This is a genomic window from Micromonospora sp. DT62 (assembly GCF_049847285.1).
Classification (GTDB): Bacteria; Actinomycetota; Actinomycetes; order Mycobacteriales; family Micromonosporaceae; genus Micromonospora; species Micromonospora reichwaldensis.
The window spans coordinates 411,047-436,857 of sequence record NZ_JBNCOB010000003.1 but is presented as its reverse complement, the minus strand read 5'-3'; the positions used below and the strand labels follow the sequence as shown (position 1 = coordinate 436,857).

Genomic DNA, 25,811 nt, shown 5'->3' with positions numbered 1-25,811 from the left:
GGCCGAACCTCGCGTCCAGGGCATCCCCAGGGGTGCGCGGACGTCGCTTCAGGACCATCAGCAGCTGTGTGCGACAGCCGGTCGGACTGCCCGTGCCAGCGCGGACCGGCCGACGACGACCGGCGGAGCGCGCCTGGGCGGCGTCGCCACCCACCCGTCTGACCGTCCGCGAGCCGCGTCCGCCGTCCCGGACCGGCTTGCCCGAGCGAACTGGCACATCACCACCACCGGATTCACTGGAAAGGAATGCCATGAGATCCAAGAGAACCCTGCTGTCGACGATGGCCCTCGCCGTCGCGTTGACCGCGGGTATGACGGTGGCGCTGGCCCCGACGGCCAGTGCCGGGACGACCCTGAAAGCGTCCGCCGCCGAGAAGGGTCGCTACTTTGGCGCGGCCGTCGCGACGGGCAAGCTCTCCGACAGCCAGTACGTTGGCATTCTCAACCGCGAGTTCAACAGCGTTGTCGCCGAGAACGAGATGAAGTGGGACGCCACCGAGCCGCAACAGGGTCGGTTCAGCTACACGGGCGGTGATCGTCTCGTCAGTCACGCTCGGGCCAACGGCATGAGCGTGCGGGGTCACGCCCTGCTCTGGCACGCGCAGCAGCCGGGTTGGGCGCAGAGCCTCTCCGGTAGCGCGTTGCGCAACGCCGCGATCAACCATGTCACCCAGGTCGCCACCCATTTCCGAGGCCAGATCCACTCCTGGGACGTGGTGAACGAGGCGTTCGCCGACGGTGGCGGCGGCGGTCGGCGTGACTCCAACCTGCAGCGCACGGGCAACGACTGGATCGAGGCGGCGTTCCGCGCTGCCAGGGCGGCCGATCCCGGTGCGAAGTTGTGCTACAACGACTACAACACCGACGGCGTCAACGCGAAGTCGACCGGTGTCTACAACATGGTGCGGGACTTCAAGTCCCGGGGCGTGCCGATCGACTGTGTCGGTTTCCAGTCCCACCTGGGCACCTCGCTGCCGGGGGACTACCAGGCCAATCTGCAGCGCTTCGCCGACCTCGGGGTCGACGTGCAGATCACCGAGCTCGACGTCATGAAAGGCTCCAACCAGGCCAACATCTACGCCGCGGTCACGCGCGCCTGCTTGGCCGTATCGCGCTGTAACGGCATCACCGTGTGGGGTGTGCGGGACAGCGACTCCTGGCGCGGCACCGACGATGCCCTGCTGTTCGATCGGTCGGGCAACAAGAAGGCGGCGTACACCTCAGTCCTCAACGCCCTCAACGAGGGTGGCAGCCCGCCCTCCACGCCGCCGCCGGGCTCCCCGGTGGACACCAGTGCCTGGTACGTGCTGGTGAATCGGAACAGTGGCAAGGCGTTGGACGTGTACAACCTCGCGACCAATGACGGTGCGCGGATCACGCAGTGGGCGCGGAACAACGGCAACCAGCAGCAGTGGCAGTTCGTGGACTCGGGCGGTGGCTACTACCGGTTGAAGTCCCGGCATTCCGGCAAGGTGCTGGATGTCTACAACTTCTCCACCTCCGACGCCGCGGCGATCGTGCAGTGGAGCGACGGCAACGGTACCAACCAGCAGTTCCGGCTCGCCGAATCAGCCGGGGGTTACGTGCGTGTGATCAACCGTAACAGCGGCAAGGCCGTGGAGGTGCAGGGGGCGTCCACCGCCGACGGGGCGAACATCGTCCAGTACGCCGACTGGGGCGGCAACAACCAGCAATGGCAACTGATCCGCATCGGGTAGCTGGTCTTCCGTCCGGTGGCGCGGAAGGCATCCGTTCGCGCCACCGCAGGCGGGCAGCCGGCCAAGGACGTGCGCCGGTGGCCGCATCGCGCCCGTACGACGAACACCGTGCTGACGCCACCAGACGTCGGCACGCACGCCAGGCCACCCGCATGCGTTCCGCTCGCGGGTGACCCCGACCAGAGGAGTGGACCATGAATGCCATCGGTGCGGGTCGTCGCGCCCTTCCACCGAGACATCGCTGGCGGTCAGGGCTGGCCGCGGCGGCTGCGGCGGTCATCGCGGCCAGCACGTTGGTCGCCGTGGACGTGGCCCCCGCGGCTGCGGCGACCGTGGACACCAGCGCCTGGTACGTCTTGCTGAACAGGAACAGCGGCAAGGCGCTGGACCTGTACGCCTCGGCCACCAACGACGGTGCGCGGATCGGCCAGTGGACGCGGAACGACGGGGCGAACCAGCAGTGGCAGTTCCTGGACTCAGGTGGCGGCTACTACAGGCTGAAGTCCCGGCACTCCGGCAAGGTCCTCGATGTGCACAACTGGTCGACCGCCGACGGCGGAGCGATCGTGCAGTGGTCCGACACCAACGCGACGAACCAGCAGTTTCGGCTCGCGGACTCGGACGGCGGTCACGTCCGGCTGATCAGCCGGCACAGCGGCAAGGTCGCGGAGGTGCAGGGTGCCTCCACCGCCGACGGTGGGAACATCGTGCAGTACTCCGACTGGAACGGTGCCAACCAGCAGTGGCAGCTTGTCCGCGTGGACAGCGGCAACCCGCCGCCGGGAGGCACCGGGTGCGGTAGGGCACCGACGCTGTCCAGCGGCACGCACACGATTCAGAGCAACGGCAAGAGCCGCTCCTTCATCCTGCGGGTGCCCACCAACTACAACAGCAACAACCCCTACCGGCTGATCTTCGCGTTCCACTGGCGCGGCGGCACCATGCAGGAGATATCCTCGGGCGGCACCAGCGGGACGGCCTGGTCCTACTACGGGCAGCAGGAGCAGTCGAACAACAGCGCGATCTTGGTCGCGCCCCAGGGAATTGGCAACGGCTGGGGCAACGCCGGCGGTGAGGACGTCACCTTCGTCGACGACATGATCAGACGGATCGAGAGTGACCTCTGCGTCAACCCGAGGCAGCGGTTCGCCCTCGGCTTCAGTTGGGGCGGCGGCATGAGCTATGCGCTCGCCTGCGCGCGGGCCACCGTCTTCCGGGCGGTCGCGGTCATCTCCGGCGCACAGATCAGCGGGTGCAGCGGCGGTACGCAGCCCATCGCGTACTTCGGGCTGCACGGCATCTCGGACAACGTCCTGAACATCTCGCAGGGGCGGTCGTTGCGCGACACGTTCGTCCGGAACAACGGTTGCACCGCCCAGAACCCGCCCGAGCCGGGGCCGGGCAGCCGTACGCACATCACGACCACCTACTCCGGCTGCAGGGCCGGCTACCCGGTCCAGTGGGCCGCGTTCGACAACGGTCACATGCCCGGACCGGTCGACGGGACGTACGCCGAGAGTGGCGTCACCACCTGGACCAAGGGTGAGATCTGGAGGTTCTTCGCGCAGTTCTCGTGACGCAGACGGGTCAGGCGGCGCCGGCCCCTGCGACGCGGGGGCCGGCGCCGCCTGACGTCGGGCCGGGATGGCGAGGATCCTGAGCGCCGGCCTCCTGGCCGGGTCAGCGTTGCAGGCGGGCCGGCTTGCCCGAACCGCTGCGGCGGACCAGCCAGGCCTCGGTGATGTGGGTGAACATGGCCTCGGCCGCGCCGTCCGGGTCGTGCGCGGCGATGCGCTCGTAGATGCGCCGGTGGCCGCGGTTGGACGCCACGCACAGGGAGCGTTCGGTCCGGCCCATGTAGCGGGCGGTGTTGATGACCTGGCTCTCCAGCGCCTGTACGACACCGCGAGCGATGCGGTTCCCGGACGCCTGCATGACCGTGTCGTGGAAAGCCCGATCGTGCTCGTGGTAGGTGACGTGGTCGTCGACGAGCTCGTCCATGCGGTCCACCAGCGCGCGAAGCCGGTCAATGGTCTCCGCGTCGGCGAGGCGGGCGGCGACGTTCGCCATGTCGGACTCCAGCACCGCCGGGTGGCGACGAGGTCGTCGAGGATGGCGAGGCTGTCGTCCTCGGCGATGGTGGCCCCGAGGACGAGCTCATCGAGCATGTCCCAGTCCAATGGTGGGGTGACCATGGTGCCGGCACCCTGGCGGACCTGCACCAACCCCTTCTCCTGAAGGATCTTCACCGCCTCCCGGACGACGGTCCGGCTCACGGAGAAGGTCTCGCAGAGGATCGGTTCGGGGGGCAGGGACGTCCCCGGCGGGTGCACGCCACGGACGATGCGCTCCACCAGTTCGGCGGTGACCGCCCTGGCGAGGGTCGTTGTTCGACGCCCACCGTGATGATCCGGAGTTCGTACGAATCCCCCTCGGACACCAAAGTGCAGCATCCATGCTGTGTTTCGCGTACCGGTGGTCGAGCACGCTTGACCACCGCCGAATCTCCTACGACACAGGCGTCGGCGCTGCCCCTCGTGGCAGGCCCCTTGGAGCGAGAGCTGCGACAACACACGCCAACTCGGCTGTCATCCCCGCTGTGGCCCTGCCCGGTCAGCAGACCAGCGCACGTGGTGCTCCTGGTTCTCCTGCCGCAGCGATGAGGCGACCGCCTCTACCCCTTCCAAAAACACTCATCCGCACATCGGCACGACCGCGCACTGCGCCGGGCGGGGGCCAACACGCGGACAGCGGCGGATCCGGACAGTCGCCCGGCGACAATCACCCGAACTTCGTCCATTGCCCTTCGGAGACCACCTCGACTGAGCCGTCGACGACCTTGATGGCCGTCTGTTCGTCGATGGCGTAGGCCGGGACGCCGATGTCGGCGGCCCATCGCTCCGCGTGAGCCATGGTGTTCGTCGGAAAGAGGTTCAGGTGCGGGAAGATCGAGAAGTCGACGACTCCCAGGGTGCGGTCGTCTGGTGCGGACGGCCACTCGACGAAGTAGTCCCCGATCCGGGGCGTCATCACCATGCTTCCGGCGCTTACTCCCACCCAGACCTTGTCGGGCAGCGAAGGCAGCAGATCGGCTAGCCCGGACTCGCGCATCCAGTGACACAGGTATGTCGCGTCGCCTCCGTCGACCAGGAGCACGTCGGCCTTCCGGACCCAGGGAAACCATCGTTCCGCGCCGATGGTGGGCAGTGCGGTGAGCTCGAGGACACCGAGCGACGCCCAGCCCAGGCCGGACAAGCACTGCCAGTCAGGCTTGGGTTCGGCGGCGACGAAGTCCCGTACCGATGTCGGACCGCACATCGGATGACCCCACTGTGCTGTCGGGACGCAGAGGGCGTGGCACTCATCGATCGGCTTGCCGAGCAGCTGCACGAGCACCGAATGGATGCTCGGGTTCGTGACGCCGCCGGACGTGAGCAAGAGCTTCACGATGCCTCCGAATTCGCACGCGAAGGAGAATGTGCCTGATGACCAAGGGCCGCGCGGCACTCATCGTAGTTTTCGGGCGCCCACTTTGGGAGGTCCCTCAGTTGGTGGGGCGACCACCCTTCAGCCGGTCCTACTGTGCCCTACACGTGCACCCGACCGAGGCACGCGGGACGCGCATGTCACGGCGACCGCGCAGCGGATGTTTCCCAGTTGGCAGGAGCAGGGACCGAAGACTGAACAGCGTGCACGACCACCTCTGCCCTGGCTGCGGCGATCGCTGTGCGACGAGTCTTGCTGAACAAGTCGGCGCCCCGTGTCATCTCTGCGCCGCTGCCGCAGCTTGGGAACGCCTGCCGGCCGACACTCGCTGGAAGATCGACGCTGCGATCCGTCGCGGCACGATGACCGGTCTGATGGCGATGCGAGCATCTGACCCATCGATCAAACTGCCCGAGGCGGCTGGCCTCCTCGCGTTTCGTCGCGCTGCCGGAGTCACCAGCGCCGCACAGAGCCGGTAGAGCCGGGCGGCAAGCTCATTGAGCCGGGTGCGGCAGATCCGGACGTTCGGTCGCGGAGTGGCGCCCAGGCGACAGGAACCGGGTTGCCTGCTCTCCACACCTGGGGCAGCCTTCGCGACGTGATCGAGACGCGTGTGCTCACCGAGGGCGATTGGAAGACCTGGCGGGATCTGCGGCTCGCCGCGCTGGCGGAGGCGCCGTACGCCTTCGGTTCTCAACTGGCCGACTGGCAGGGTGACGGCGACCGGGAGGAACGCTGGCGCGGTCGGCTGGCCATTCCCGGCTCTTACAACGTGGTGGCGACGCTCGACGTGGCCAGTGGGGTGCCGACCGATCAGGATCGCGTGGTCGAGCTGATCTCGATGTACGTGGCGCCCGTGGGACGTGGCCGGGGTGTGGGCGACCACCTCGTGCGGGCGGTCGAGCAGTGGGCTCGGCTGGTTGGCGCGAGGACTCTGCGCCTGGCCGTGGCGGAGGGCAACAGCAACGCCTGGGCGCTCTACCGGCGCAACGGCTTCCGTGACACGGGTGAGCTCGGCGACCTCCTGCCCGACGGTCTGCGTAGGGAGCACATCATGGCCAAGGGACTCACCGCCTAGCGGACCGGTCGGACGGGTCGGTGCCGTCGCGCCGGCGACGTCAGGGGATGAGCCGGTCGAGCAGCTCGAACCGCTCGTACGGCTGGTCGTGGTCGCCGAAGTGCCCGTCGTCGCGCACGATCTGGGTGCCGCCGAGCCGCTCGAACATGGCGCGCCCCTGCCGGTCGTCGCAGCCGTACGGATCCTGGCGGGAGTTGATGAAGTAGATGTCGCGTACGTGCGACCGGATCGCGGCCCAGTCGTAGCCCTGCTGGAGGACCGGTTCCTCCTCGGTGTTGGGCCGGGTGCAGTATCCGGCGACGAGGATCGCCTGGGCGACGGTCACGTCCACGTGTTCCAGGAGCGCGAGCAGGAGGGCCGCGCCGCCGGAGTGGCCCACGAGAACCGTGTCCTCGTCGAAGCTGTGTCCGTTCAGCACCTTCGGCAGGAACGTGGCGATCGGCTCGACGTTGATGCCCGGGTGGTGCGGCACCTCGACGGCGTATCCCCGGGCCGCGAGCCGCCCTGCCAGCCAGGGATACCAGCACACGTCCGGGTTGCCGCCGGTCCCGTGGAAGATGATCGCGCTGCGCCCCACCGTGCCCCCTTCGATTCGACGTCCTGATCACACCACCTCTAGCGCTGCGCTTCGAAGTGCTCCTTCATCGCGGGGTAGTAGTCGTCGAAGTCCGGCGCCGGCCGGCCGTCGTGCGAGGCGGTCAACGTGTCCAGGTAGTACTCCCAGCCGGGTCCGACCTCGCCGACGCCCTCCGTGCCGGTCAGGTGCTGCGTGAACCGGAGCTCGGTCACGCCCGCACGCTCGACCAGCTCCAGGTCCAGGTGCCAGCCGCCGTGCTCGTCCACCGCGGAAACCGCCAGCCGGTGCGGCGGCTCGCACGCGTCGATGGTCATGTCCATCCAGGGCTCGCCCTCCTCGTACGCCATCTGGACCTTGATCGTGTGTCCGGGCGCGGCGTCGCCCTGCCACGGGCCGAACCAGCGTGCCGTGCGCGCCGGATCGGTGAGGCTGGCCCAGACGTCGGCCACGGGAGCGCGGAACGTGCGGGTCAGCACGAGGTCGTCGCCGATCAGTCGGCCGGTGGGTGTGGGGCTCATGCGGTCTCCTTCTGCGATGGGTGCCGCTCGGCGGCCGTCTGCCGCTCGCGGCGGGTGCGGTAGACCTCGGTCTCCAGCGCGTCGAGGCGGTGCTGCCAGCCGGACGGGCGCATCAGCCGTCCCAGCCACCCGGCCAACTCGTCGAGCGGCGCGGTGACCAGCGTGTAGACACGCCTGCGTCCGTCGGCCGTGTCGTGCACCAGGCCGGCCTCGCGTAACACGCGTAGGTGGCGGCTGACGGCCGGCCGGCTGATCACGAACCGGCCGGCGATCTGGCCGGCCGAGAGCGGTTCGTCGCGCAGCATCAGCAGGATCTCCCGCCGAATCGGATCGGCGATCGCGGCCGCCACTTCGTCCACGCGAAGAAGGGTAACCAGGTTGTTACGCTTTTGGCAACGTCGCCTCGTGGGGATCGGCTCACGCGTTGTCGCGTACGAACGCCCGCATGAGCGCGGCGCACTCCGCTGCGTGCGTCTCCAACAGGAGGTGGCCACCGTCGTAGATGTGCGCGTCCAGGCGCTCGAGAACGCGGTGGTAGGCGAGGACCTCGTCGACGTCGAAGTACGCGTCGTGCCGTCCCCACAGCACGAGCGCCGGCGGCTGGTGAGCGCGGTGGTACTCGGCGAGCTCGTCGAAGCGGGCGACGTGGTTGGCGTAGTCGGTGAACAGCGCGAACTGCGCGTCGACGTTGCCGGGCCGGCTCATGCGCTCCCAGTCGAGGTGCCACGACTCGGGAGCGTGCAGGGCGCGCAGCCGTTCGGGCAGCCCGGCCAGGTACTGGTCGCGGGTGCCGGCGAAGTTCAACCAGTCCGGCAGGTCGGCGCGCGTGGCGTCGGTCGGGTCGGCCCAGTAGGCCCGGGCGCTGTCCCACTGCCCGCCGAGGCCGTCCTGGTGCGCGTTGCCGCTCTGGATGATCAGGCCGCGGATGCGAGTCGGGGCGCGGGTGGCCAGGTGGTATCCCACCGGCGCGCCGAAGTCGTGCAGATAGACGAAGAGGCGCTCGATCCCGAGCCGGTCGAGAAGGTTCTCGATCGTCCAGGAGAGGTTCTCGAACGTGTAGTCGTAGTCGTCGACGGTTGGCGACGCGGACATCCCGAAGCCGGGCAGATCCGGCGCGATCACGTGCGCGACGTCGGCGAGGGTGGGCATGACCTCGCGGAACGTGTGCGACGAGGAGGGGAACCCGTGCAGCAGCAGCACCGCCGGCTGGCCGGGACGCCCGGCCTCGCGGAAGAACACTTCCAGTCCGTCGACGTCGGCCCGTCGATGGCGGACCTTCTGGACGGCCCGCATCGCGTCCTCCTCCCGGCTGCCCCGGCGAGGGGCCGCCGCCGTCGGCTCCGAGTCTGGTGAATGTCGTGCCGGTGGTCACCGTCGCGTCCGGTTACGGCCGTGAGGATCAGATGTACGCCGATCAGCAGCGGGACACCGGTACCGCCCAGCCCATCGTGCCGGACCCGAACCGACGTTGCCCCGCCAACTCGACATCCGTATCCGGTTCCGCCGCGATCCGCGCGGCTCGCGATCTCTAGGCCGTGTATCGAAGTCGCGACGGTGGGCCCAAGACGGCGGCGCGTCGGTGATCGATAAACCGCGAAGCAGTAGGATCGCTTTTCCGTGGACTTAAGTCTCGACCTGATCCCCGTTCCGGGGGGCGAGGTGACCCTCACCGATCGGCGCACCGAGCGCCGCTGGACCGTGCCGGTCGCGGCTTTCCGACTCGCCTTAGCACCCGTCACCCGAGCCGCTTACGCCATGGCTGGCGGCAGCCCGAGCGGCGCTAACCTGCCGGCGGCAAGCATCTCCTGGTGGGAGGCGATTCGCTTCTGCAACGGCCTCTCCTCGCTCCACGGCCTCACTCCCGCCTACCGCGTCCACGCCGTCGTTCCAGATCCGTCGCCGTCTCCGGCTGGATTGGTCGTCCGCAACGCCCCGCTCCCGCCGGACCGGCAGGTCGCGGATCCCGGCATCACCTGGGACCGTGACGCGGACGGCTACCGGCTGCCGACCGAGGCGGAGTGGGAGCATGCCTGCCGCGCAGGATCCTCAGGCCCTCGATACGGGCCGCTCGACGAGATCGCCTGGTATCGCGGCAACTCCGGCGAACGGGCTCACGCCGTCGGCGGCTGGTTCGACGAGAAGTGGAGCTGCCGCGCCCCGGTCCGGCGCCGCAGCCATCCCACCCTCAGCCTCGACGATGTCGGCTTCCGCTTGGCCCGCAACCACCCAGGTTGAGGCCGGCGACCTCCGACGAAGCGACTACTCAGGGCTTCTACCGCCGCCCGTGGAGAAGCTGCGGCCCAACGCCTTCGGCGCTTCCAGGAGGAACGCGGTGACGATCCGCGAAGCCCTTTCACTGCGGCAACGGTCAGCCGGCTGCCGATATTTACCGTGCACGCATGCCCGACCTGTGGCGTCCACCCGGACGGCCCCGCCGCGCGTTGGCATGACTCCCCGGCGGAGGACCGCTGGCAACGGATCTGGCACCGCAACCTCGACGACCGACCAGGACCCCTCGCCGATGACTTCGGTGTGCACTGAATGCCGTCGAGCGAATTCACGACGTGTCCTCGTACAGCGGCTGCCGCCGGCGTCCGCCGACGGCATCGCGCCTTCAGCCCGACGAGCCGGGCTCACCCACAGGCAGAGGCCGCGGTCACAGTGCAGCGATAGCCTGCCGTCATGGTGAGCGCCGAATTGGATGAGTTGATCGTCGTGGACGCCGAGGCGCTGCGCGCGTGGCTGTCGACCAACCATGCCACGTCGCCCGGTGTCTGGCTCGCCCTGACCAGGAAGGGCGGCACGGTCACGACGCTGACCTGGCAGCAGGCGGTCGACGAGGCCCTGTGTTTCGGCTGGATCGACGGGCAGGCCCGTAAACGGGATCAGGAGACCTCCTGGATCCGGTTCACCCCGCGCAGGCCCCGCAGTTCCTGGTCGCAGCGCAACGTCGCCCACGTGGCGCGGCTGGAGGCGCAGGGGCGGATGCTGCCCTCCGGCCGTGCCGCAGTGGAAGCCGCGAAGGCGGACGGGCGGTGGGCGGCCGCCTACGCCCCGCCGTCGGAAGCCGAGGTGCCCGACGACCTCCTCGCGGCTATCGCTGCCGACCCCGCCGCCCAGGCCATGTTCGACGTACTCACCAAGACCAACCGGTTCGCTCTCATCCACCGCGTCAATGGGGTCAAACGGGCGCAGACCCGCGAGCGGAAGATCAACGAGTTCGTTGCCATGCTGGCCCGTCACGAGACGATCTACCCGCAGAAGGCCAAGCCTCCGCACTCGCCGTGATCGGCATAGTCATGATCATGGACCCTGATCTGGCCGCGAACGGTGCCGGGATGGGCTGGCTCCACGTGGCGACTCGGCCGGCGAGCTGGTCGCGGCGGCGGGTGAGGTAGGCCCGCTCCGCGACGCCGGACACCGTGACGAACAGCAGGATGAACGCCAGCACCCACCAGCTACGCATGTGTGACCCCCTGACCGGCTTGCACCAGCCCCAGGTCGCGAAACGAACGAGAACGTACCTGCTGCTGTTGGGTCGCTCCATTGCGGCTGATGCGGATTTCTCGCAGCCGATCAGCCCTCGCTGGCACGGATACGAAGGTGGGACTCCGGGCAGACCATGGGGTCACAGGCGCGACGCTGACGGACCGCACAAGGCTTTGGGGACCATGAGGCGTACGACCAGGCGGGATGGCTGGCGGCCAGGAAGGGTACGCCCACCGCGCCTCACCACCGTCCACACTGTCTCAGTCGCCAAGACCGGCTCGATGAGCCGCGACGCCGGCACGGGCAGTGGCGGGGAAGTCCTCGCCGTCCGGGAGTTTGGAACGCCATGAGCGCCCGGACGGTCGGTAGTCGCGGAGATGCTCGCAGTTAGGGCCATCGACGGAGCCTGGAATTCCGCTTGAAGGGGCCATGTGCAGGCAGGCGCTGTCCCGTGTCGGCTGACGAGGGGGCGGGGCCGACCAAATCCTCGGACAGGTTCCGAGTTTCCCCGCGCCAATGACACTCGTCTGTCCTGGCCGTCCGCCTGCCAGCAGTATCAATAGCCGTGGGCGGCCCCGGCCGGGGGAAAAATCCCACCATCGTCAGGGTGCCCAGGCGGGTGCTTCGGAGCCGGATGCCGGGAAGAACAAATGCGACCTGTACCAGACATAGCGCGCGAAATGCAGTCCCTTGCGAGGCCTGAGGCGCGCGGCTACTCTCGCCCCATCGAAGACCGCGCATTGGCACGAACTGCCGATTCATGCTCCGTTGCTTGCACGAGTTCGTAGTCGCTCCACGGGGGAGTTGGGCTCATGTCTGCTGACGGCAAGCATCGAATTCGTCCAGCGTTGCCGATCGCGCCTTCCTTGTGAATCGTCGCACCCACCTCAGGTGACTGTCCTTCATTCGAGGCGGTCCGATCCGCAGGCGATGTCACGCGCCCCAGGGCGCGGATTCGGGTTGCAGTCCGGCCGTGCAACTCCGTAACGGGGGTCTTCAGTTGCAGCTCGTACCCGAGGGCTCCGCCCTGATGTCAGGACGGTTGTCCAGCGGTCCGTCCCGTCAGGTGCATGACGAAATCCTCCGACCGCAGTTCGACTTCGACATGACTCACCTGCTTCCGCACTATCTCGCTGTGGAAGTGGTTCTCCTGTTCGAGTACGAGCGGATGGGAGTCATCACCGGCGACCAGCGACGAGACATCGCGGACAAGCTTGGCAGGATCGACGAGTCCACGCTCAGCGCCGACCCCGCCACCAACATGTCCGACACGTCGATGGCCATCGAGCAGTGGGTGCATGGTCAGTTGACCGAGCCGGTCCCGGCCTGGCACGTCGACCGCAGTCGTAACGATTCTCAGGCGACCGCACACGCTCTCGCGGCACGCGAGTGGTTCGGTGGGGCGGCGGAGGACCTGCTGGGCCTCGGTGAGGCTGTCCATCGACTCGCCAACGGCACGACCGACCTGCTGATGCCGGGATACACCCACCTCCAGGCGGCCCAGGTGATCACTCCCGGCTTCTACCTGGCAGCCCTCTCCCAGCAGATCCTGCACAACCTGCGCCGCTGGCTCGCCACCTACGACGGCAACGACCTCTCACCGCTCGGCGCGGGGTCGATGGCCGGCCAGCAGTTGGCCTGGGACCGGCACCGCATGGCGCACCTGCTCGGCTTCGCGGGACCGGTTCCGCACGCCCTCACCGCCGTGGCGTCCCGGTCGCTGGCCTTGGAGATGATGGCGGAATTCTCCATTCTGGGTGCCGAACTGAGCCGCTTCGTCACCGATCTCATGACCTGGGGCAGTAACGAGTACGCCTTCATCGACCTGCCTGACGAGCTTTCCGGCATCTCGGCGGCGATGCCGCAGAAGAAGAACTTCCCGATCCTGGAGCGGATCCGCGGAAAGCTGGCGCACCTCGGCGCCTTCGGTGTGGACATCGTCCTCGCCCAACGCTCGACGCCCTATTCCAACATGGTGGAGGTGTCCAAGGAGGCGACCGCGAACCTCCATGTCTCCGTCTCCACCACGCGGACGGCTCTGCGGCTCTTCTCGACCGTCGTCGACAACCTGCGTTTCCGGTCCGACCGGATGCGGGAGGCCTGCCGGCGGGAGTATCTGGGCGCGTTCGCACTGGCGAACGACCTGACCCTCAACGACGGGATCTCCTGGCGCGACGCCCAGATCGTCGTCGGGCAGTACATTGCCGCCGCCATTTCCGCCGACATCCCGCCCCATCCCGGAGACCCCGGGCTGTTGGTCGAGGTCGCCGGCCGGTACGGATACCAGGTCTCCGACGCCGCACGCGTGCTCGCCGACGCCTTCGACATCGAGAACGCAATTCGTGGAAAGCGGTCGGCGGGCTCGGTCAATCCCGAGGCGTTGGCCGACCTGCTCGCCAGCCAGGCGGACGATTTCCGGCTCCTCCGGCAGCAGTGGGACGACCGTCGTGAACGGCGAGGTTCCGCTCGGGCACTGCTCGGGCGCCGATGAGCGTCGAATCGGGGGAAAGATGACGATCTTGAGCGGAGCAGCCCGGGTGGGCGCGAGCGACGTCGGCACCTACGGACGATCGGGGGCCAGCGCGTGATCTTCCAGAACGTCGTCGACGCCATCGGGCACACGCCGTTGATCAGGCTGAGGCTGGATGTCGACCCGCGTGTCGAGGTGTACGCCAAACTCGAGCTCCAGAACCTGTTCGCGATGAAGGACCGGGTCGCCCGCCACGTGATCCTCGAGGCCAGACGGCTGGGCGTGCTCCGACCGGGTGCGCCGATCGTCGAGAGTTCCTCCGGCACGATGGCGCTGGGAGTCGCCCTCGTCGGCACCGCCCTGGGCCATCCGGTGCACGTCGTCACCGACCCCCGGATCGACCCCGTGACCCTCGCCAAGCTGCGCGCCCTGGGCTGCCAGGTGCACGTCGTCGACCGGATGTCCAGCCAGGGCTGGCAGGGTGCCCGCCTCGAACGGCTGCACGAGCTCCTCGAAGCCCTGCCGGGTGCGTTCTTTCCCGAGCAGTACCGGAATCCGGACAACCCGGGTGCGTACCGGTCCCTGGCCGGGGAGCTGCTGGGGGACCTCACCTCCTTTGACGTCCTGGTCGGGGCGGTCGGCACCGGTGGATCGCTGTGCGGCTCGGCCCGTGCGCTGCGACGCGCGCTGCCCGAGCTGCGAGTGGTGGGGGTGGACTGCGTGGGCAGCGTGCTGTTCGGTCAGCCGGACGTGCCCACCAGGCTGCAGGGCGGGCTCGGCAACAGCCTCGAGCCCGCCAACCTGGACCGTCGCCAGATCGACGAGGTGCACTGGCTCAACGACCGGGAGGCGTTCGACGCCACCCGTGCCCTGGCCCGCGAGCAGCAGATCTTCGGCGGCAACACGTCGGGATCGGTCTACCAGGTGTTGAAGGACGTGGCTCGCCGGGCGGAGCCGGGGACCCGGATCGTCGGCATCTTCCCCGATCGCGGCGACCGGTACGCGCAGACCGTCTACGACGACGGATGGGCCGCCGACCGCCTGCACGAGATGGACGCGGCGGACCGGCCGCGTCCGATCAGCCCCGGCGAGGTCGCCGTGAGCTGGTCGCGTACGGACGACGTCCCGGGCACGGACGGCGAGCGGTACCTGTTGTTTCTGGAGTCGAACACGAGCGGCACCGGCGTGCTCGCCCTGAGCGTCGCACGACGGATGGGGCTGCGTCCGGTGCTGCTCACCGACCGCCCCGACCGCTACCCGGGGCTCGCCGACACCGACTGCGAGGTTCTCGTCTGCGAGACTCACGACCTGCCGGCCCTGCGCTCGCTCATCCAGGGCAGGTTCCGTCGTGAAGAGCTCGCCGGGGTGACGACGACGAGCGACTTCTACACCGTGCTCGCCGCCGAGCTGGCCGGCTGGCTGGGACTGCCGGGCAACCCGCCGGCAGCCGTGGCCGCCTGTCGGAACAAGGCCCTGCTGCGGGAGGCGCTGCGCGACAGCGGGATCCGGCAACCCCGCTTCGTCGCGGTGACGGACCCGGCACGGGCCGCTGCCGCGGTGCGCGAGGTCGGACTGCCGTGCGTGGTGAAGCCCGCGGACGACTCCGGATCGAACGCCGTGCTGCTCTGCGCCACCGTCGAGGAGGCGACGGCGCACGTGGAGGCGGTCCTGGGTGTGCGCGTCAACGTCCGGGGCATGCCGACCGCCCGCTGCGCACTGGTCGAGGAGTACGTGCGGGGTGCCGAGTTCAGCGTCGAGGTGTTCGGCGAGAGCACCGGGAACCGCTGTCTCGGGATCACCGAGAAGCGGGTGACCGGTGGGCCGTACTTCGTGGAGCTCGGTCACGTCTTTCCCGCGGACCTGCCGGCGGATCAGGCGACCGAGATGGTGGATACCGTTCTGCGGGCGCTCGCCACGGTCGGGATGTCACACGGGGCCACCCACACCGAGGTACGCCTCACGCCGTCCGGCCCGGCCATCATCGAGATCAATCCCCGCCCGGCCGGCGGGATGATCCCCGAGCTCTACCGCCTCGCCACCGGCTCCGACCTGCTCGCCGCGCAGCTGGCCGCGGCCGTCGGGGAACCGACCCGGCTCTCCTCGACCACGCACGGGTACGCCGCGATCGAGTTCCTGGTGGCTGCCCGACCGGGGACGCTCCGGGGTACCGCGGGCGGGGCGGAGATCGAGCGCCTCGACGGCGTCGAACAGGTGACCGTGACGGCGTCCCCCGGCACGTCCGTGCGACCACCACGGAACGGCTACGACCGCCTGGGGCACGTCATCGCCACGGGCTCCAGCAGAGCGGAGGCCGTCCGCCGGATCCGTACCGCCGTGGACCAGGTCCAGCTGCTGGTCGACGAGGACAGCCCGGACGCCGTCAGCGACGAAGCGTCCCTGGCCCCGGCCCACTGAGGGACGACCATGACGCACACCTCGCTCATCGCGGCCCTGTCAGCCTGGGCGGACACCCGAGCCGACGACCAGGCGCTGACCTTCGTCGACAGTGCCGGGGCGGCGACCACCACCACGTACGGGCAGCTCGACTCGGGCGCTCGTACCGTGGCCGGCCACCTGCGGTCGATCGCCGAACCCGGCGACCGGGCGCTGCTGCTCTTCCCACCCGGCCTCGACTACGTCACGGCCTTCCTCGGCTGCCTCTACGCCAACGTGGTCGCGGTGCCGCTCTACCCGCCGGGCCCCCACGCGCGCCTCGACCGCGTCACCACCGTCGTGCGCGACTGCGGGGCCACCCACGCGCTGACCACCGCGAAGCTGGTCGAAGCGCTGTCGGGGCTGGCGACCGAGCCGGGCGGACCGGCGGTGCACCCGATCGAGGCGGTGCGGGCGCACGCCGCTCCGGTGGGCCCCCACCGGCCGGCGCCGGACGACCTCGCCTTCCTCCAGTACACCTCCGGATCGACGGGCGATCCCAAGGGGGTCATGGTCGGCCACGGCAACCTCACCGACAACCACCGGGCCATCGCTGCCGGCTTCGGGATCAACACCGACGACGTGGTGCTCAGCTGGCTGCCGATGTACCACGACATGGGACTCATCGGCACCACGTTGCTGCCGCTGTTCATGGGCGTACCGGCGATCCTGCTCGACACGTTCGCGTTCGTCCGGAATCCGCTGCGGTGGCCGGCGGAGGTGTCCCGCTTCAAGGCGACCCTCTCCGGTGGACCGAACTTCGCCTATCAGCTCCTGGCGGACCGCTTCGACGCCGGGCTGCTCGACGGGATCGACCTCAGCTCGTGGCGGGTCGCCTTCAACGGCGCGGAGCCGGTGGACAGGCGGACGATGGACGCGTTCTCCGCCGCGTACGCGCCGCTCGGGTTCGACCGCCGGGCGTTCTATCCGTGCTACGGCCTGGCGGAGGCGACGCTCTTCGTCAGCGGCCCCGAGGCGTCGACCGGCTACCGCGCCGGCACCTTCGACCGGCACGCTCTCGAGACGGGCCGGCTGACCGGGGCGACCGGAACAGCGGGGACGGACCCGGTCACGCTGGTCTCCTGCGGCACCCCGCCACCGGGTACGACGGTCGCCGTGCGCCGCGCGGACGGCGCACCCTGCGCGGCGGGCGAGGTCGGCGAGATCTGCGTGAGCTCCGGCGGGGTGGCCGCCGGGTACTGGGGCAGGTCCGACTCCGCCGCGACGTTCGCCGCCACCGTCGGCGGCAAGCAGGGGACGTTCCTGCGCACCGGGGACCTCGGCGCGATGTACGACGGCGAACTCTACGTCGCGGGGCGCCAGAAGGATCTGATCATCCGCGCGGGCCGCAACTACCACCCGCACGACATCGAGGCCGTCGCCACCGCGGGCGACGAGCACCTGCGCCAGGGCGGCGCCGCGGCGTTCCAACCGGAGACCGGTGACCAGCGGGTGGCGCTGGTGGTCGAGGCCTCCCGCAGCGGGCTGGCGCGGCTGCTCGCGGACCCCGCGCTGCTCACGTCGTTGACCGGCGGGCTGCGGCGTCGGGTGGCCACCGAGTGCGGGTTGGACCTCGACGACGTGGTCGTCGTCATGCCCGGCGCGATACCGAAGACCTCCAGCGGGAAGGTCCGCCGGCGTGCCACCAGGGAGCAGTTCGTCGATGGGCGGCTCAAGCTCGTCGTGCCGGCGGTCCCGTCCGTGGCGCCCGAGCGGGCCGCCGCCGACACCCACCCCGGCGACCGGTCCACCGCGGTGGAACAGCTCGTCCGGCGGTACGCGAACCTCGAAGGGTCCGAGTGGGACCCGTCGCTGCCGCTGGCGGCGCTGGGACTCGGTTCGCTGCGACTGATCGAACTCAAGGCGGCGGTCGAGCGGCTGGTGAACGGCACCCTGGACGCCGAGCTGTTCTTCGGCGACCGGTCGGTGGCCGAGCTGGTCGCCGCCGCCGCGAGCCCCGGCCCGGCCGCCGTGCCGCTGCCGACGGAGACCGGCGCGGTGAGCCCCGCCTCGGCCGGCCAGGTCGAGCTGCACTTCTACGACGAGGTGTCCCGCGGCAACCGGGCGAACAACCTGGCGATCGCCCTGCGCGTCTCCGGCCGCGTCGAGGAGGACCTGCTGCGTGCCGCGATCGACGAGGCAGTCGCTCGGCACCCCGCGCTGCGCACGACCCTCGGACCGCTCGGCTCCGGCGTCCAGACCGTGCACGAGCAGGGCACGGTCGACTGGGAGTGCCGGGCCTTCCCGGACGGCCCCGACGAGGCGGTACGCGCCTACCTGCACGACCGGGCCTACCGCCCCTTCGACCTGGTGAAGGGCCCGTTGGTGCGGGTGGGGGTGGCGTACCCGCCCGACGGCACGGTGCTCCTCGTGGCGTGTCATCACGCGGTCGTCGACCACTGGTCGCTCCAGCTCCTGCTCGCCGAGATCCTGCCCCGGATCACGGGCGGCGACGCCCCGCCGGCCACGGCGGGACCGGGCGCGGCGGACGCCACCGACTGGGCCCGGCTACAGCAGCAGGCGCGACTCGATCCCGACCGGCGCGACCGGGTCACGGCCCTGGCAGAGAAGTGGCGGCCACTGCGTGACCTCGTCCTCTTTCCGCAACGACCTGCTGGCGCCGGGTCGCCACGACGACGGCCGGCCCCGGACCGGCACCGGGCCGGCTGGATCGACTTCGAGGCCGACCCGGACGTCGTACGGATGCTCCACCGGCACGCGGCGCGGCGCGGCTTCACCCCCTTCGTCTCCCTGCTGGCCGCCTACGTCCAAGCCCTGCACGAGGTGACCGGCGAGCCCAGGATCGTGATCGGCGCACCGCATCACGGGCGCACCGACCAGCGCTTCGCCGGCACCGTCGGCTACCTGGTCAACATGGTGCCCATCCTCGGCGACCTGACCGACCGGCCCGAACCGCCGGCACTCGAGGAACGCCTGTGGCGGGAACTGCGGGCGGCACTGTCGACGGCGGACGTTCCCTTCAGCGACCTGGTCCGGGCACTCGCCGCGGATCGGCACGGCCAGAATCCGCTCTTCCAGGCGACGTTGACGCTCCAGCAGCCGGTGGACGGCGGCGACGTCGGACTGTCCGTGCCCTGGAGCCGACGGCGGCGACGGATCGGGTCCCACGACGTCGAGACGGTCGACGTGCCGCCCGTGGACGTCGCCTTCGCGACGAGCCTCTACGGCGCCCTCGACGCGGGCGGACTCGCGTTCCGCCTCGTCCACCAACGCAACCTCGTGTCCGCGGAGACGGCAGCCGAGGTGTGTCGGCGGGTCTCCGAGAACCTCGCCCGGCTGGTCCGACGGCCGTCCACACCACTCGCTCACGACCCGGTTCGACTCAGCTAAGGCGGAGATGATGACTGCTTCCGATGGTGCCGTCGGTAATCTGGTGGAGTCGTTCGACGAGGTCGTCCGACGTGACCCGGACAGCATCGCGGTGTGCTGCGGAGACCGGCGGATGTCGTACGCCGAGGTGGCCGCCCGCTCGACGGCGCTCGCCGCGGCGATCAGGGCGCGGGTCGACGACCCGTCGCGTCCGGTGCTGCTGTTCCTGCCGCGTTCGGTGGACATGGTGGTCGCGAGCCTGGCCGTGCTGCGGGTGGGCGCGGCGTACGTGCCGGTCGATCCGTCCACCCCCGCCGCCCGGCTGAGGCTGATCGTGGCGGACGCGGCGCCCTCGGTGGTGTTGACGACTCCCGAGCTGGCGGAGCTGCTGTCGCCGGACACCCCGGTGATGGGGCCGCAGGACGTCGCGGAGGACCGCGGCGACGACACCGGCGGGCGGTGCCCTGCCGGGTGGGACACCCGCGCCTACGTGATCTACACCTCGGGCACCACCGGGCGGCCGAAGGGCGTGGAGGTCAGCCACGGCAACGTGCTGCGCCTGATCCGGGCCACCCAGCCGCAGTTCGGCTTCGGCGCCGGGGACGTCTGGACGATGTTCCACTCGTTCGCCTTCGACTTCTCCGTCTGGGAGATGTGGGGCGCGCTGCTGTCCGGTGGCCGGCTGGTCGTCGTGGGACAGGACGTCGCACGGGACCCGGTGGCCTTCCGGGCGTTGCTCGCCGGCGAACAGGTGACGATGCTCAGCCAGACGCCCACCGCCTTCAACAGTCTGATGGCGCACGAGGTCTCCCAGCCCGACAGGCTGCCGCTGAAGTGGGTGGTCTTCGGCGGTGAGGCGCTGCGCTTCGGCGACCTCCGGCCCTGGGTAAGCAGGTACGGCGACCAGCAGCCGCAGCTGGTCAACATGTACGGCATCACGGAGACGACGGTCCACTCCTCGTACCGCAGGCTCCTGGCGGCCGACCTGACGAGCACGGCCAGCCTCATCGGTCGTCCGCTGGCGGACCTCGACTTCCTGCTCGGGGACGAGCAGGGCCGGCCGGTGGCCCCGGGCCAGACCGGCGAGATCATCGTGACCGGACCAGGGGTGGCGATCGGATACCTGGGCCGGCCCGGAGCGACCGCTGAGCGGTTCCTCGACCTGACCGTCGACGGCAGGCCCGTGCGGGGATACCGGTCCGGTGACCTCGCGCGGCTGACTCCCGACGGCGAGTACGAGTACCTGGGGCGGGCCGACGACCAGGTCAAGATCCGTGGCCACCGGGTCGAGCTCGGGGAGATCCACGCGGCGCTGACCGCGGTGCCCGGCGTCGGGCAGGTCGCGGTGACCGTCCGTCGGGCCCGCCCGCAGCGCAATCCGGTGGTGAAGCAGGAGGCGGTGTCCGGGCGGATCTCCTCGGTCCGCAGTCTCGTCCGCGCCGGGCAGCCGGCGTCGGGCGCCGGCAACGACCGGACGCAGATCGTCGCGTACGTGACCCACGACCCCGGCTGCGAGCTGGGCGAGATCCCGGAACTGCTGCGGGCGAGCCTGCCGTCGTACATGCTTCCGGCGTTCGTCGTCCCGGTGCCGGAGATCCCCGTGAACGCCAACGGGAAGGTCGACTTCACGCTCCTGCCCGCACCGACCCCGGCCAACCAGCTCCGGGCGCCGATGGCCACGGAGGCGGTCGCCGACGCATCGACGGCGACGGTGCAGCGGGCGATCTGCGCGCTCTTCGAGGAGGTGCTCGGCGTCGAGGGGGTGGGACCCGACGACTCCTTCTTCGGCATCGGCGGGGACTCCATCATCGCGGTGCAGCTGCGTGCGGCGGCGGCGAACCGCGGGATGACGCTGGACCTGGCCGACATCTACGAGCTGAAGACGCCCCGTGCGCTGGCCGCGTACGCGGTCACCACGGACGAGTCGGTCGACCCGCCGGTCGAGCCGTTCAGCCTCGTCGACCCGGCGGACCGGGCGCACCTGCCGGCCGACGCGGTGGACGCCTACCCGTTGGCCACCCTCCAGGCCGGCGTGCTGTTCCACAGCGCGTACGCCGAGGGCGTCAACATGTACTGCGACATCTTCATGTTCCGGTTGCGCGCCAGGTTCGACCACGACGCCATGAGCCGTGCGCTCGCGCGGGTGACCGAGCGCCACGAGATCCTGCGGACGTCGTTCCACCTGTCCGGCTTCTCGCAACCGCTCCAGGTCGTCCACGCGCGGGCCCGGACCCCGCTGAACGTGACGGACCTGAGCCGCCTCGACGAGGATCGGCAGCTGGCCGAGTTCGAGGCCTGGCAACGCCGGGAGATGAGCAACCCGTACGACTGGGCGCAGCCGCCACTGGTCCGGTTCACGGCGCACCTGCTCGGCCCGGACGAGTTCATGTTCTCCATGAGCTTCCACGACACGATGTTCGACGGGTGGAGCGAGACGTCACTGCTCGCGGAGATCCTCGTCGACTACTGGCAGGACCTGCAGGGCATCGCGTCGCACGACCGTGCCCTGCCCGTCCGCCGGTACGCCGACTTCATCGCCGAGGAACAGGCCGTGCTCCGCGACGAGACGGTCCGGGAGTTCTGGCGGCAGGAACTGGCCGACGTCGAGCCGAGCCTGCTGCCCCGCCTCGCCCGGGGCTCCGGCGCCGTCCACGAGGGGCGGATGGGCTTCCTCAGCGTGGACCTCCCGGCGGAACTCTCCGACCGCCTGCACCAGCTCGCCGCCGCCTGCGGGGTGTCGGTCAAACACGTGGTGATGGCCGTCCAGGCGCGGGTGGTGATGGCGCTCACGGGACGCGACGACGTCGTGCTGGGCGTCGCCGCCAACGGGCGGATCGAGGAGGAGGGCGGCACCGAGGTCATCGGCCTGCACCTCAACCTCGTACCCTTCCGGTTCCGGCCGCGGGGTCGCACCTGGCGCGACCTGATCGCGGCGACCAGCGACAAGGAGCGGGAACTGCTGCCGGTGCGGCGCTTCCCGCACGCCGAGATGCTCCGGCTCGCCGGCGTACCCGAGCTGACCGACATCATGTTCAACTACACCCACTTCCACGGCTACGAACGGCTCGCCCACGCCACGGGCATCGAGGTGGTCGACGGCTTCGGCTACATCCAGACGAACTTCACCCTGCGGGCCGAGTTCAACAAGGACCCGTTCAGTCGACTGCTCACGCTCGACCTCGAAGCGAACATGGAGCGGATCTCGGAGGACCAGCTCCACGAGGTGGCGGACATCTTCCTGCGGGCGCTGACCAGCGTCGTCGACCAGCCCGACGACGAGCCGACCCAGGTCGCGCTGCTCGGTGAGCAGCGGTACCGGGCGTTGGTCGAGATCTCACGCGGGCCGGTCGAGCCGGCGACGGCGACGGGCTTCCTCGAACGGATGGCCCATTCGGTGGAGACGTTCCCCGACGAGGTGGCCGCCGTCTGCCACGGCCGCGAGATCACCTACCGGGAGCTCGCCGCGCACGTCGAGCGGGCGGCCGGATGGTTGCGCGACCGGCAGGTGGGCCACGGCACCGTGGTCGGCCTGGCCAGCGGCCGGAACATCGACTACCTCGTCGTCACCCTCGCCATCCTCCGCCTCGGCGCGGTGTACCTGCCGCTGCCGCAGGTCCCGGCCGCACGCGTCGCCCGAATGGTCCAACGGGCGGAGGCGAGGCTGGTGGTGTGCGACGAGACGCACCGCGCCGCGCTGGCCGCGATCGATGAGATCGAGCTGGTCGATCTGGCGGACGTCCTCGCCGCCGCCGGCACGCCGGCCGCGCTCGGCCCCGCACCGGACGGCCGGGACAGCGCGTACATCCTCTTCACCTCGGGATCCACGGGCGACCCCAAGGGCGCCCTGATCCGGCACGACGGCATGCTCAACCACATCGACGCCAAGATCCAGCAACTGGACCTGCGGCCCGGCGACCGGCTGGCCCAGGACGCCGCCGCCACCTTCGACATCTCCGTCTGGCAGCTCCTCGCGCCACTCGCCGTCGGCGCCACGACCGTGATCTACCCGGACGAGATCGGTCAGGACGCGGCGTCGCTGCTGCGGGCCGTGGCCGAGGACGGGGTCACCGTGCTGGAGGTGACGCCCTCCGTGCTCAACATCATGTGCGCCGAACTCGCGTTCTACGGCGTCGACGCGTTCCCCCCGTTCCGCCTGCGCTGGGTCGCCTCGCAGGCGGAGACGCTGACCCCGCAGTCCGCCAACACGTTCCGCCGGCTGCTGCCCGGGGTGGGGCTGCTGAACATGTGGGGGGCGACCGAGACGTCCGACGACGTCCTGCACCACCTCGTCGCGGCGGACGTCGACGAGCGGGACGCCTCCGTCCCCCTCGGCCGGCCCGCGCGCAACACCGCCCTGTACGTGCTGGACGGCGCCCGGGAGCCGGTGCCCACCGGCACGCCGGGCGAGCTGTACGCCGGCGGCGTCTGCGTCGGCGGCGGCTACGTCAACGACCCCGACCGGACCGCCGCGGTCTTCGTCAGCGACCCCTTCGCGGGCGACGGGGACGGCGTCATGTACCGCACCGGTGACCGCGGCCGCCGGCTGGCGGACGGCTCGCTGGAGTTCCTCGGCCGGACCGACAACCAGCTCAAGATCCGAGGGAACCGGGTCGAACTCGACGAGGTCGGTCGCGCCCTCGCCGGCGTCGAGGGCGTCCAGGAGAGCGTCGTGATCGTCCGGCGGTCCGCCGACGGCGGCAAGCAACTCGCCGGGTTCTTCGTACCGGAGGTGGTCTCCGGCGGCGGTGCGACCGAGGGCTCCCTGGTCCGCCGGGACCTGCGGCCCGAGGAGGTGCGCTCCGGGCTCAGCCAGGTCCTGCCCCGCAACGCCATCCCGGACTTCCTCGTCCGCATCGATGAGTTGCCGCGGACGAGCCACGGCAAGGTCGACACCCGCGCGCTGGCGGCGACGGCCCTGTCCCCGGTCGACGAACCGACCGGGGAGAGCTCCGCCCCGATGACCTCGACGGAGGAGGCCGTCGCCGAGATCTGGGCCTCCGTGCTCTCCGGCCGCCGGCCCGGGCCCCAGGTCAGCTTCTTCGATCTGGGCGGCCACTCCCTGCACGCGACGCAGGTCCTCGCCCGGCTGGGGGACCGCCTCGGGGTCCGCCTGCCGATCCGGGAGCTGTTCGAGAACCCGACGCTGCGGGGTTTCGCCGCCCGGGTCGAGGCGGCGCTGACCGACGACCGGGAGTCGGAGGTGCCGATCCCGGCGAGGCCCGCCGGCCTGCGGGAGTTCCCGCTGTCCATGGCGCAGTCGAGCCTCTGGTACCTCGACCAGCTCGACTCCGACGGCGCCTACACCGACGGGTACCTCCTGCATCTGCGTGGTGACCTCGACGTGACGGCGCTGCGGGCGGCCGTCGACCGGCTCGTCGCGCGCCACGAGGTGCTGTCCAGCCGGATCGTCGAACGCGACGGCGTGCCGCTGCTGGTCGTGGATCCCGATGCGAAACCGCGCCTGCGGGTCCGGGAGGCCACCGACGCGGTGGTCGCGGAGGGGGACACCGAGGCGATGCTGGAGTACGTCCGGCAGCGGGCGACGCGGCGCATCGACCTCGGTGGCGTGCTGACCCGGGCCACCCTGTACCGCTTCGCCGACCGGGACCACGTGCTCGAATGGACGAGCCACCACGTGGTCACCGACGGCTGGTCCAACGAGCTGATCCTGCGGGAGATCGCCGAGTCGTACGCGGCCCACCGGGCGGGACGGGAGGCGGACCTGGCCCCGCTGCCGATCCAGTACGGCGACTACTCCCGCTGGCAGCAGGACTACCTCGAATCGGCGCCGGCCCGACGTGACGGCGACTTCTGGCGGTCCTACCTGAAGGGCTACGACGGGGAACTCGCCCTCGCGACCGACCTGGAGCGGACCGAGGACCGTACGCGCACCGCGGGCCGGCACCGCCGGGAGTGGGACGAGACCTTCTCCGCCGAGGTGCGGGCGTTCGCGCAGCAGCACAACGTCACCCTCTTCATGGTCGTGCACGCCGTCAGCGCGGTGCTGATGGCCAAGCTCGCCCAGCAGTCGGACGTGGTGATCGGCGCGGCCGTCGCCGGCCGGCACCCGGCGGAGACGAGGGACCTCGTCGGCTTCTTCGCCAACACCGTGCCGTTCCGCTACCAGGTCGACGCGGAGCACGGCGCGCGGGCCGTCATCGCATCGGTCCGGGACAGCGCCCTGAACGCCCTGGACCACCAGAGCCTGCCGTTGCAGAAGATCGTGGACCTCGTGGGAGCACCGCGTCGCCCCGGGGTCAACCCACTGGTGCAGGTCGTGGTCTCCGTCGCCCGGTCGATGCACGGTGTCGCCGCGCTGCCGGGCCTGGACACGAGCGTGACCCCGCTGGGCGCGCAGACGAGTCGCTTCGACCTGTTGCTGCACTTCACCGACGAGGACCGGATCGGGCTGACCATCGAGTACGACCGGTCGCTGTTCACCCCGGAGGCCGTCGACCGGCTGGCCGGGGCGGCCGACCGGCTGCTGAGGTTCTTCCTGGGCAGCCCGGACCGGCCGGTGGAGGAGGCGACGCTCGTCGACGACGAGGACCGCGGGGCGCTCGGGGAGATCTGGCGGGAGGTGAGCGGCCAGTCGCTGGAGATCGACCACCGCGCGACGGCGGCACTCATCGACTCCCCGCACTGGGACGCGTACGTGTCGCGGGTCGAAGCGGCAGGGCTGATCGTCCCGCTGGTGCTCGCCCTGTGAGGA

At 70.3% G+C, this 25,811-nt stretch carries 15 protein-coding genes and 1 pseudogene; 9 read left to right on the top strand and 7 right to left on the bottom strand.

The genetic code is table 11. The features are described 5' to 3' along the window. Window positions 1-251: 251 nt before the first annotated feature. Together ACPXCB_RS07435 and ACPXCB_RS07430 are read left to right on the top strand one after the other, a co-directional pair. Entirely contained in the window at window positions 252-1,718 is a 1,467-nt protein-coding gene (locus ACPXCB_RS07435; protein WP_425873400.1) for an endo-1,4-beta-xylanase, read from the top strand. A 194-nt stretch (window positions 1,719-1,912) separates the two neighbouring features. Further along, a complete protein-coding gene (locus ACPXCB_RS07430) occupies window positions 1,913-3,295 on the top strand; it encodes an RICIN domain-containing protein (protein ID WP_425873398.1) in 1,383 nt (460 codons plus the stop codon). 103 nt (window positions 3,296-3,398) lie between these two features. Here ACPXCB_RS07430 and ACPXCB_RS07425 read toward each other — a convergent pair whose 3' ends face one another. From ACPXCB_RS07425 to ACPXCB_RS07415, 3 genes and pseudogenes are all read right to left on the bottom strand, one after another. Beyond that, window positions 3,399-3,788, bottom strand: a complete 390-nt coding sequence (locus ACPXCB_RS07425) for a FadR/GntR family transcriptional regulator (RefSeq protein WP_425873396.1) — start codon at window positions 3,786-3,788, stop codon at window positions 3,399-3,401. Window positions 3,789-3,967: 179 nt separating this feature from the next. After that, window positions 3,968-4,171: pseudogene (locus tag ACPXCB_RS07420) on the bottom strand (FadR/GntR family transcriptional regulator); the annotation flags it as partial. A gap of 328 nt (window positions 4,172-4,499) precedes the next feature. After that, window positions 4,500-5,165 carry a Type 1 glutamine amidotransferase-like domain-containing protein gene (locus ACPXCB_RS07415; RefSeq protein WP_425873394.1) on the bottom strand — a complete coding sequence of 222 codons (666 nt, stop codon included), beginning with the start codon at window positions 5,163-5,165 and terminating at the stop codon, window positions 4,500-4,502. Window positions 5,166-5,802: 637 nt separating this feature from the next. Here ACPXCB_RS07415 and ACPXCB_RS07410 point away from each other — a divergent pair. Beyond that, a complete protein-coding gene (locus ACPXCB_RS07410; RefSeq protein ID WP_425873392.1) occupies window positions 5,803-6,282 on the top strand; it encodes a GNAT family N-acetyltransferase in 480 nt (159 codons plus the stop codon). A 40-nt stretch (window positions 6,283-6,322) separates the two neighbouring features. Here the strand turns inward: ACPXCB_RS07410 and ACPXCB_RS07405 are convergent, their stop codons facing one another. Genes ACPXCB_RS07405 through ACPXCB_RS07390 form a run of 4 tightly spaced genes read right to left on the bottom strand, consistent with a single transcriptional unit; the run spans window position 6,323 to window position 8,670 of the window. After that, entirely contained in the window at window positions 6,323-6,859 is a 537-nt protein-coding gene (locus ACPXCB_RS07405; protein ID WP_425873390.1) for an RBBP9/YdeN family alpha/beta hydrolase, read from the bottom strand. Between the two features lie 38 nt (window positions 6,860-6,897). Next, window positions 6,898-7,377, bottom strand: coding sequence for an SRPBCC family protein (locus ACPXCB_RS07400; protein WP_425873388.1), 480 nt, complete (start codon window positions 7,375-7,377; stop codon window positions 6,898-6,900). Beyond that, window positions 7,374-7,736, bottom strand: a complete 363-nt coding sequence (locus tag ACPXCB_RS07395; protein WP_425873387.1) for a metalloregulator ArsR/SmtB family transcription factor — start codon at window positions 7,734-7,736, stop codon at window positions 7,374-7,376. Before ACPXCB_RS07395 ends, ACPXCB_RS07400 begins: the two co-directional genes overlap by 4 nt. A gap of 58 nt (window positions 7,737-7,794) precedes the next feature. Next, complete coding sequence (locus tag ACPXCB_RS07390; RefSeq protein WP_425873385.1) at window positions 7,795-8,670, bottom strand: alpha/beta fold hydrolase; 876 nt, start codon at window positions 8,668-8,670, stop codon at window positions 7,795-7,797. Window positions 8,671-8,994: 324 nt separating this feature from the next. Here ACPXCB_RS07390 and ACPXCB_RS07385 point away from each other — a divergent pair, with 324 nt between their 5' ends. The 6 genes from ACPXCB_RS07385 to ACPXCB_RS07360 all read left to right on the top strand — a co-directional run bounded on the left by ACPXCB_RS07385 (window position 8,995) and on the right by ACPXCB_RS07360 (window position 25,808). Next, window positions 8,995-9,612 (top strand): formylglycine-generating enzyme family protein, encoded by a 618-nt coding sequence (locus ACPXCB_RS07385; protein WP_425873383.1) that lies wholly within the window; start codon window positions 8,995-8,997, stop codon window positions 9,610-9,612. Window positions 9,613-10,059: 447 nt separating this feature from the next. After that, the gene (locus ACPXCB_RS07380; RefSeq protein ID WP_425873381.1) at window positions 10,060-10,665 is read left to right on the top strand and encodes a YdeI/OmpD-associated family protein; all 606 of its coding nucleotides are present in this window, start codon (window positions 10,060-10,062) and stop codon (window positions 10,663-10,665) included. Between the two features lie 1,267 nt (window positions 10,666-11,932). Beyond that, window positions 11,933-13,357, top strand: coding sequence for an argininosuccinate lyase (locus tag ACPXCB_RS07375; protein WP_425873379.1), 1,425 nt, complete (start codon window positions 11,933-11,935; stop codon window positions 13,355-13,357). Between the two features lie 93 nt (window positions 13,358-13,450). Beyond that, complete coding sequence (locus tag ACPXCB_RS07370; RefSeq protein WP_425873378.1) at window positions 13,451-15,751, top strand: pyridoxal-phosphate dependent enzyme; 2,301 nt, start codon at window positions 13,451-13,453, stop codon at window positions 15,749-15,751. 9 nt (window positions 15,752-15,760) lie between these two features. Beyond that, window positions 15,761-19,120, top strand: coding sequence for an AMP-binding protein (locus tag ACPXCB_RS07365; protein WP_425873376.1), 3,360 nt, complete (start codon window positions 15,761-15,763; stop codon window positions 19,118-19,120). Window positions 19,121-19,130: 10 nt separating this feature from the next. Beyond that, on the top strand, window positions 19,131-25,808 hold the full coding sequence (locus ACPXCB_RS07360) for an amino acid adenylation domain-containing protein (RefSeq protein WP_425873374.1): 6,678 nt from the start codon (window positions 19,131-19,133) through the stop codon (window positions 25,806-25,808). Window positions 25,809-25,811: the final 3 nt, after the last annotated feature.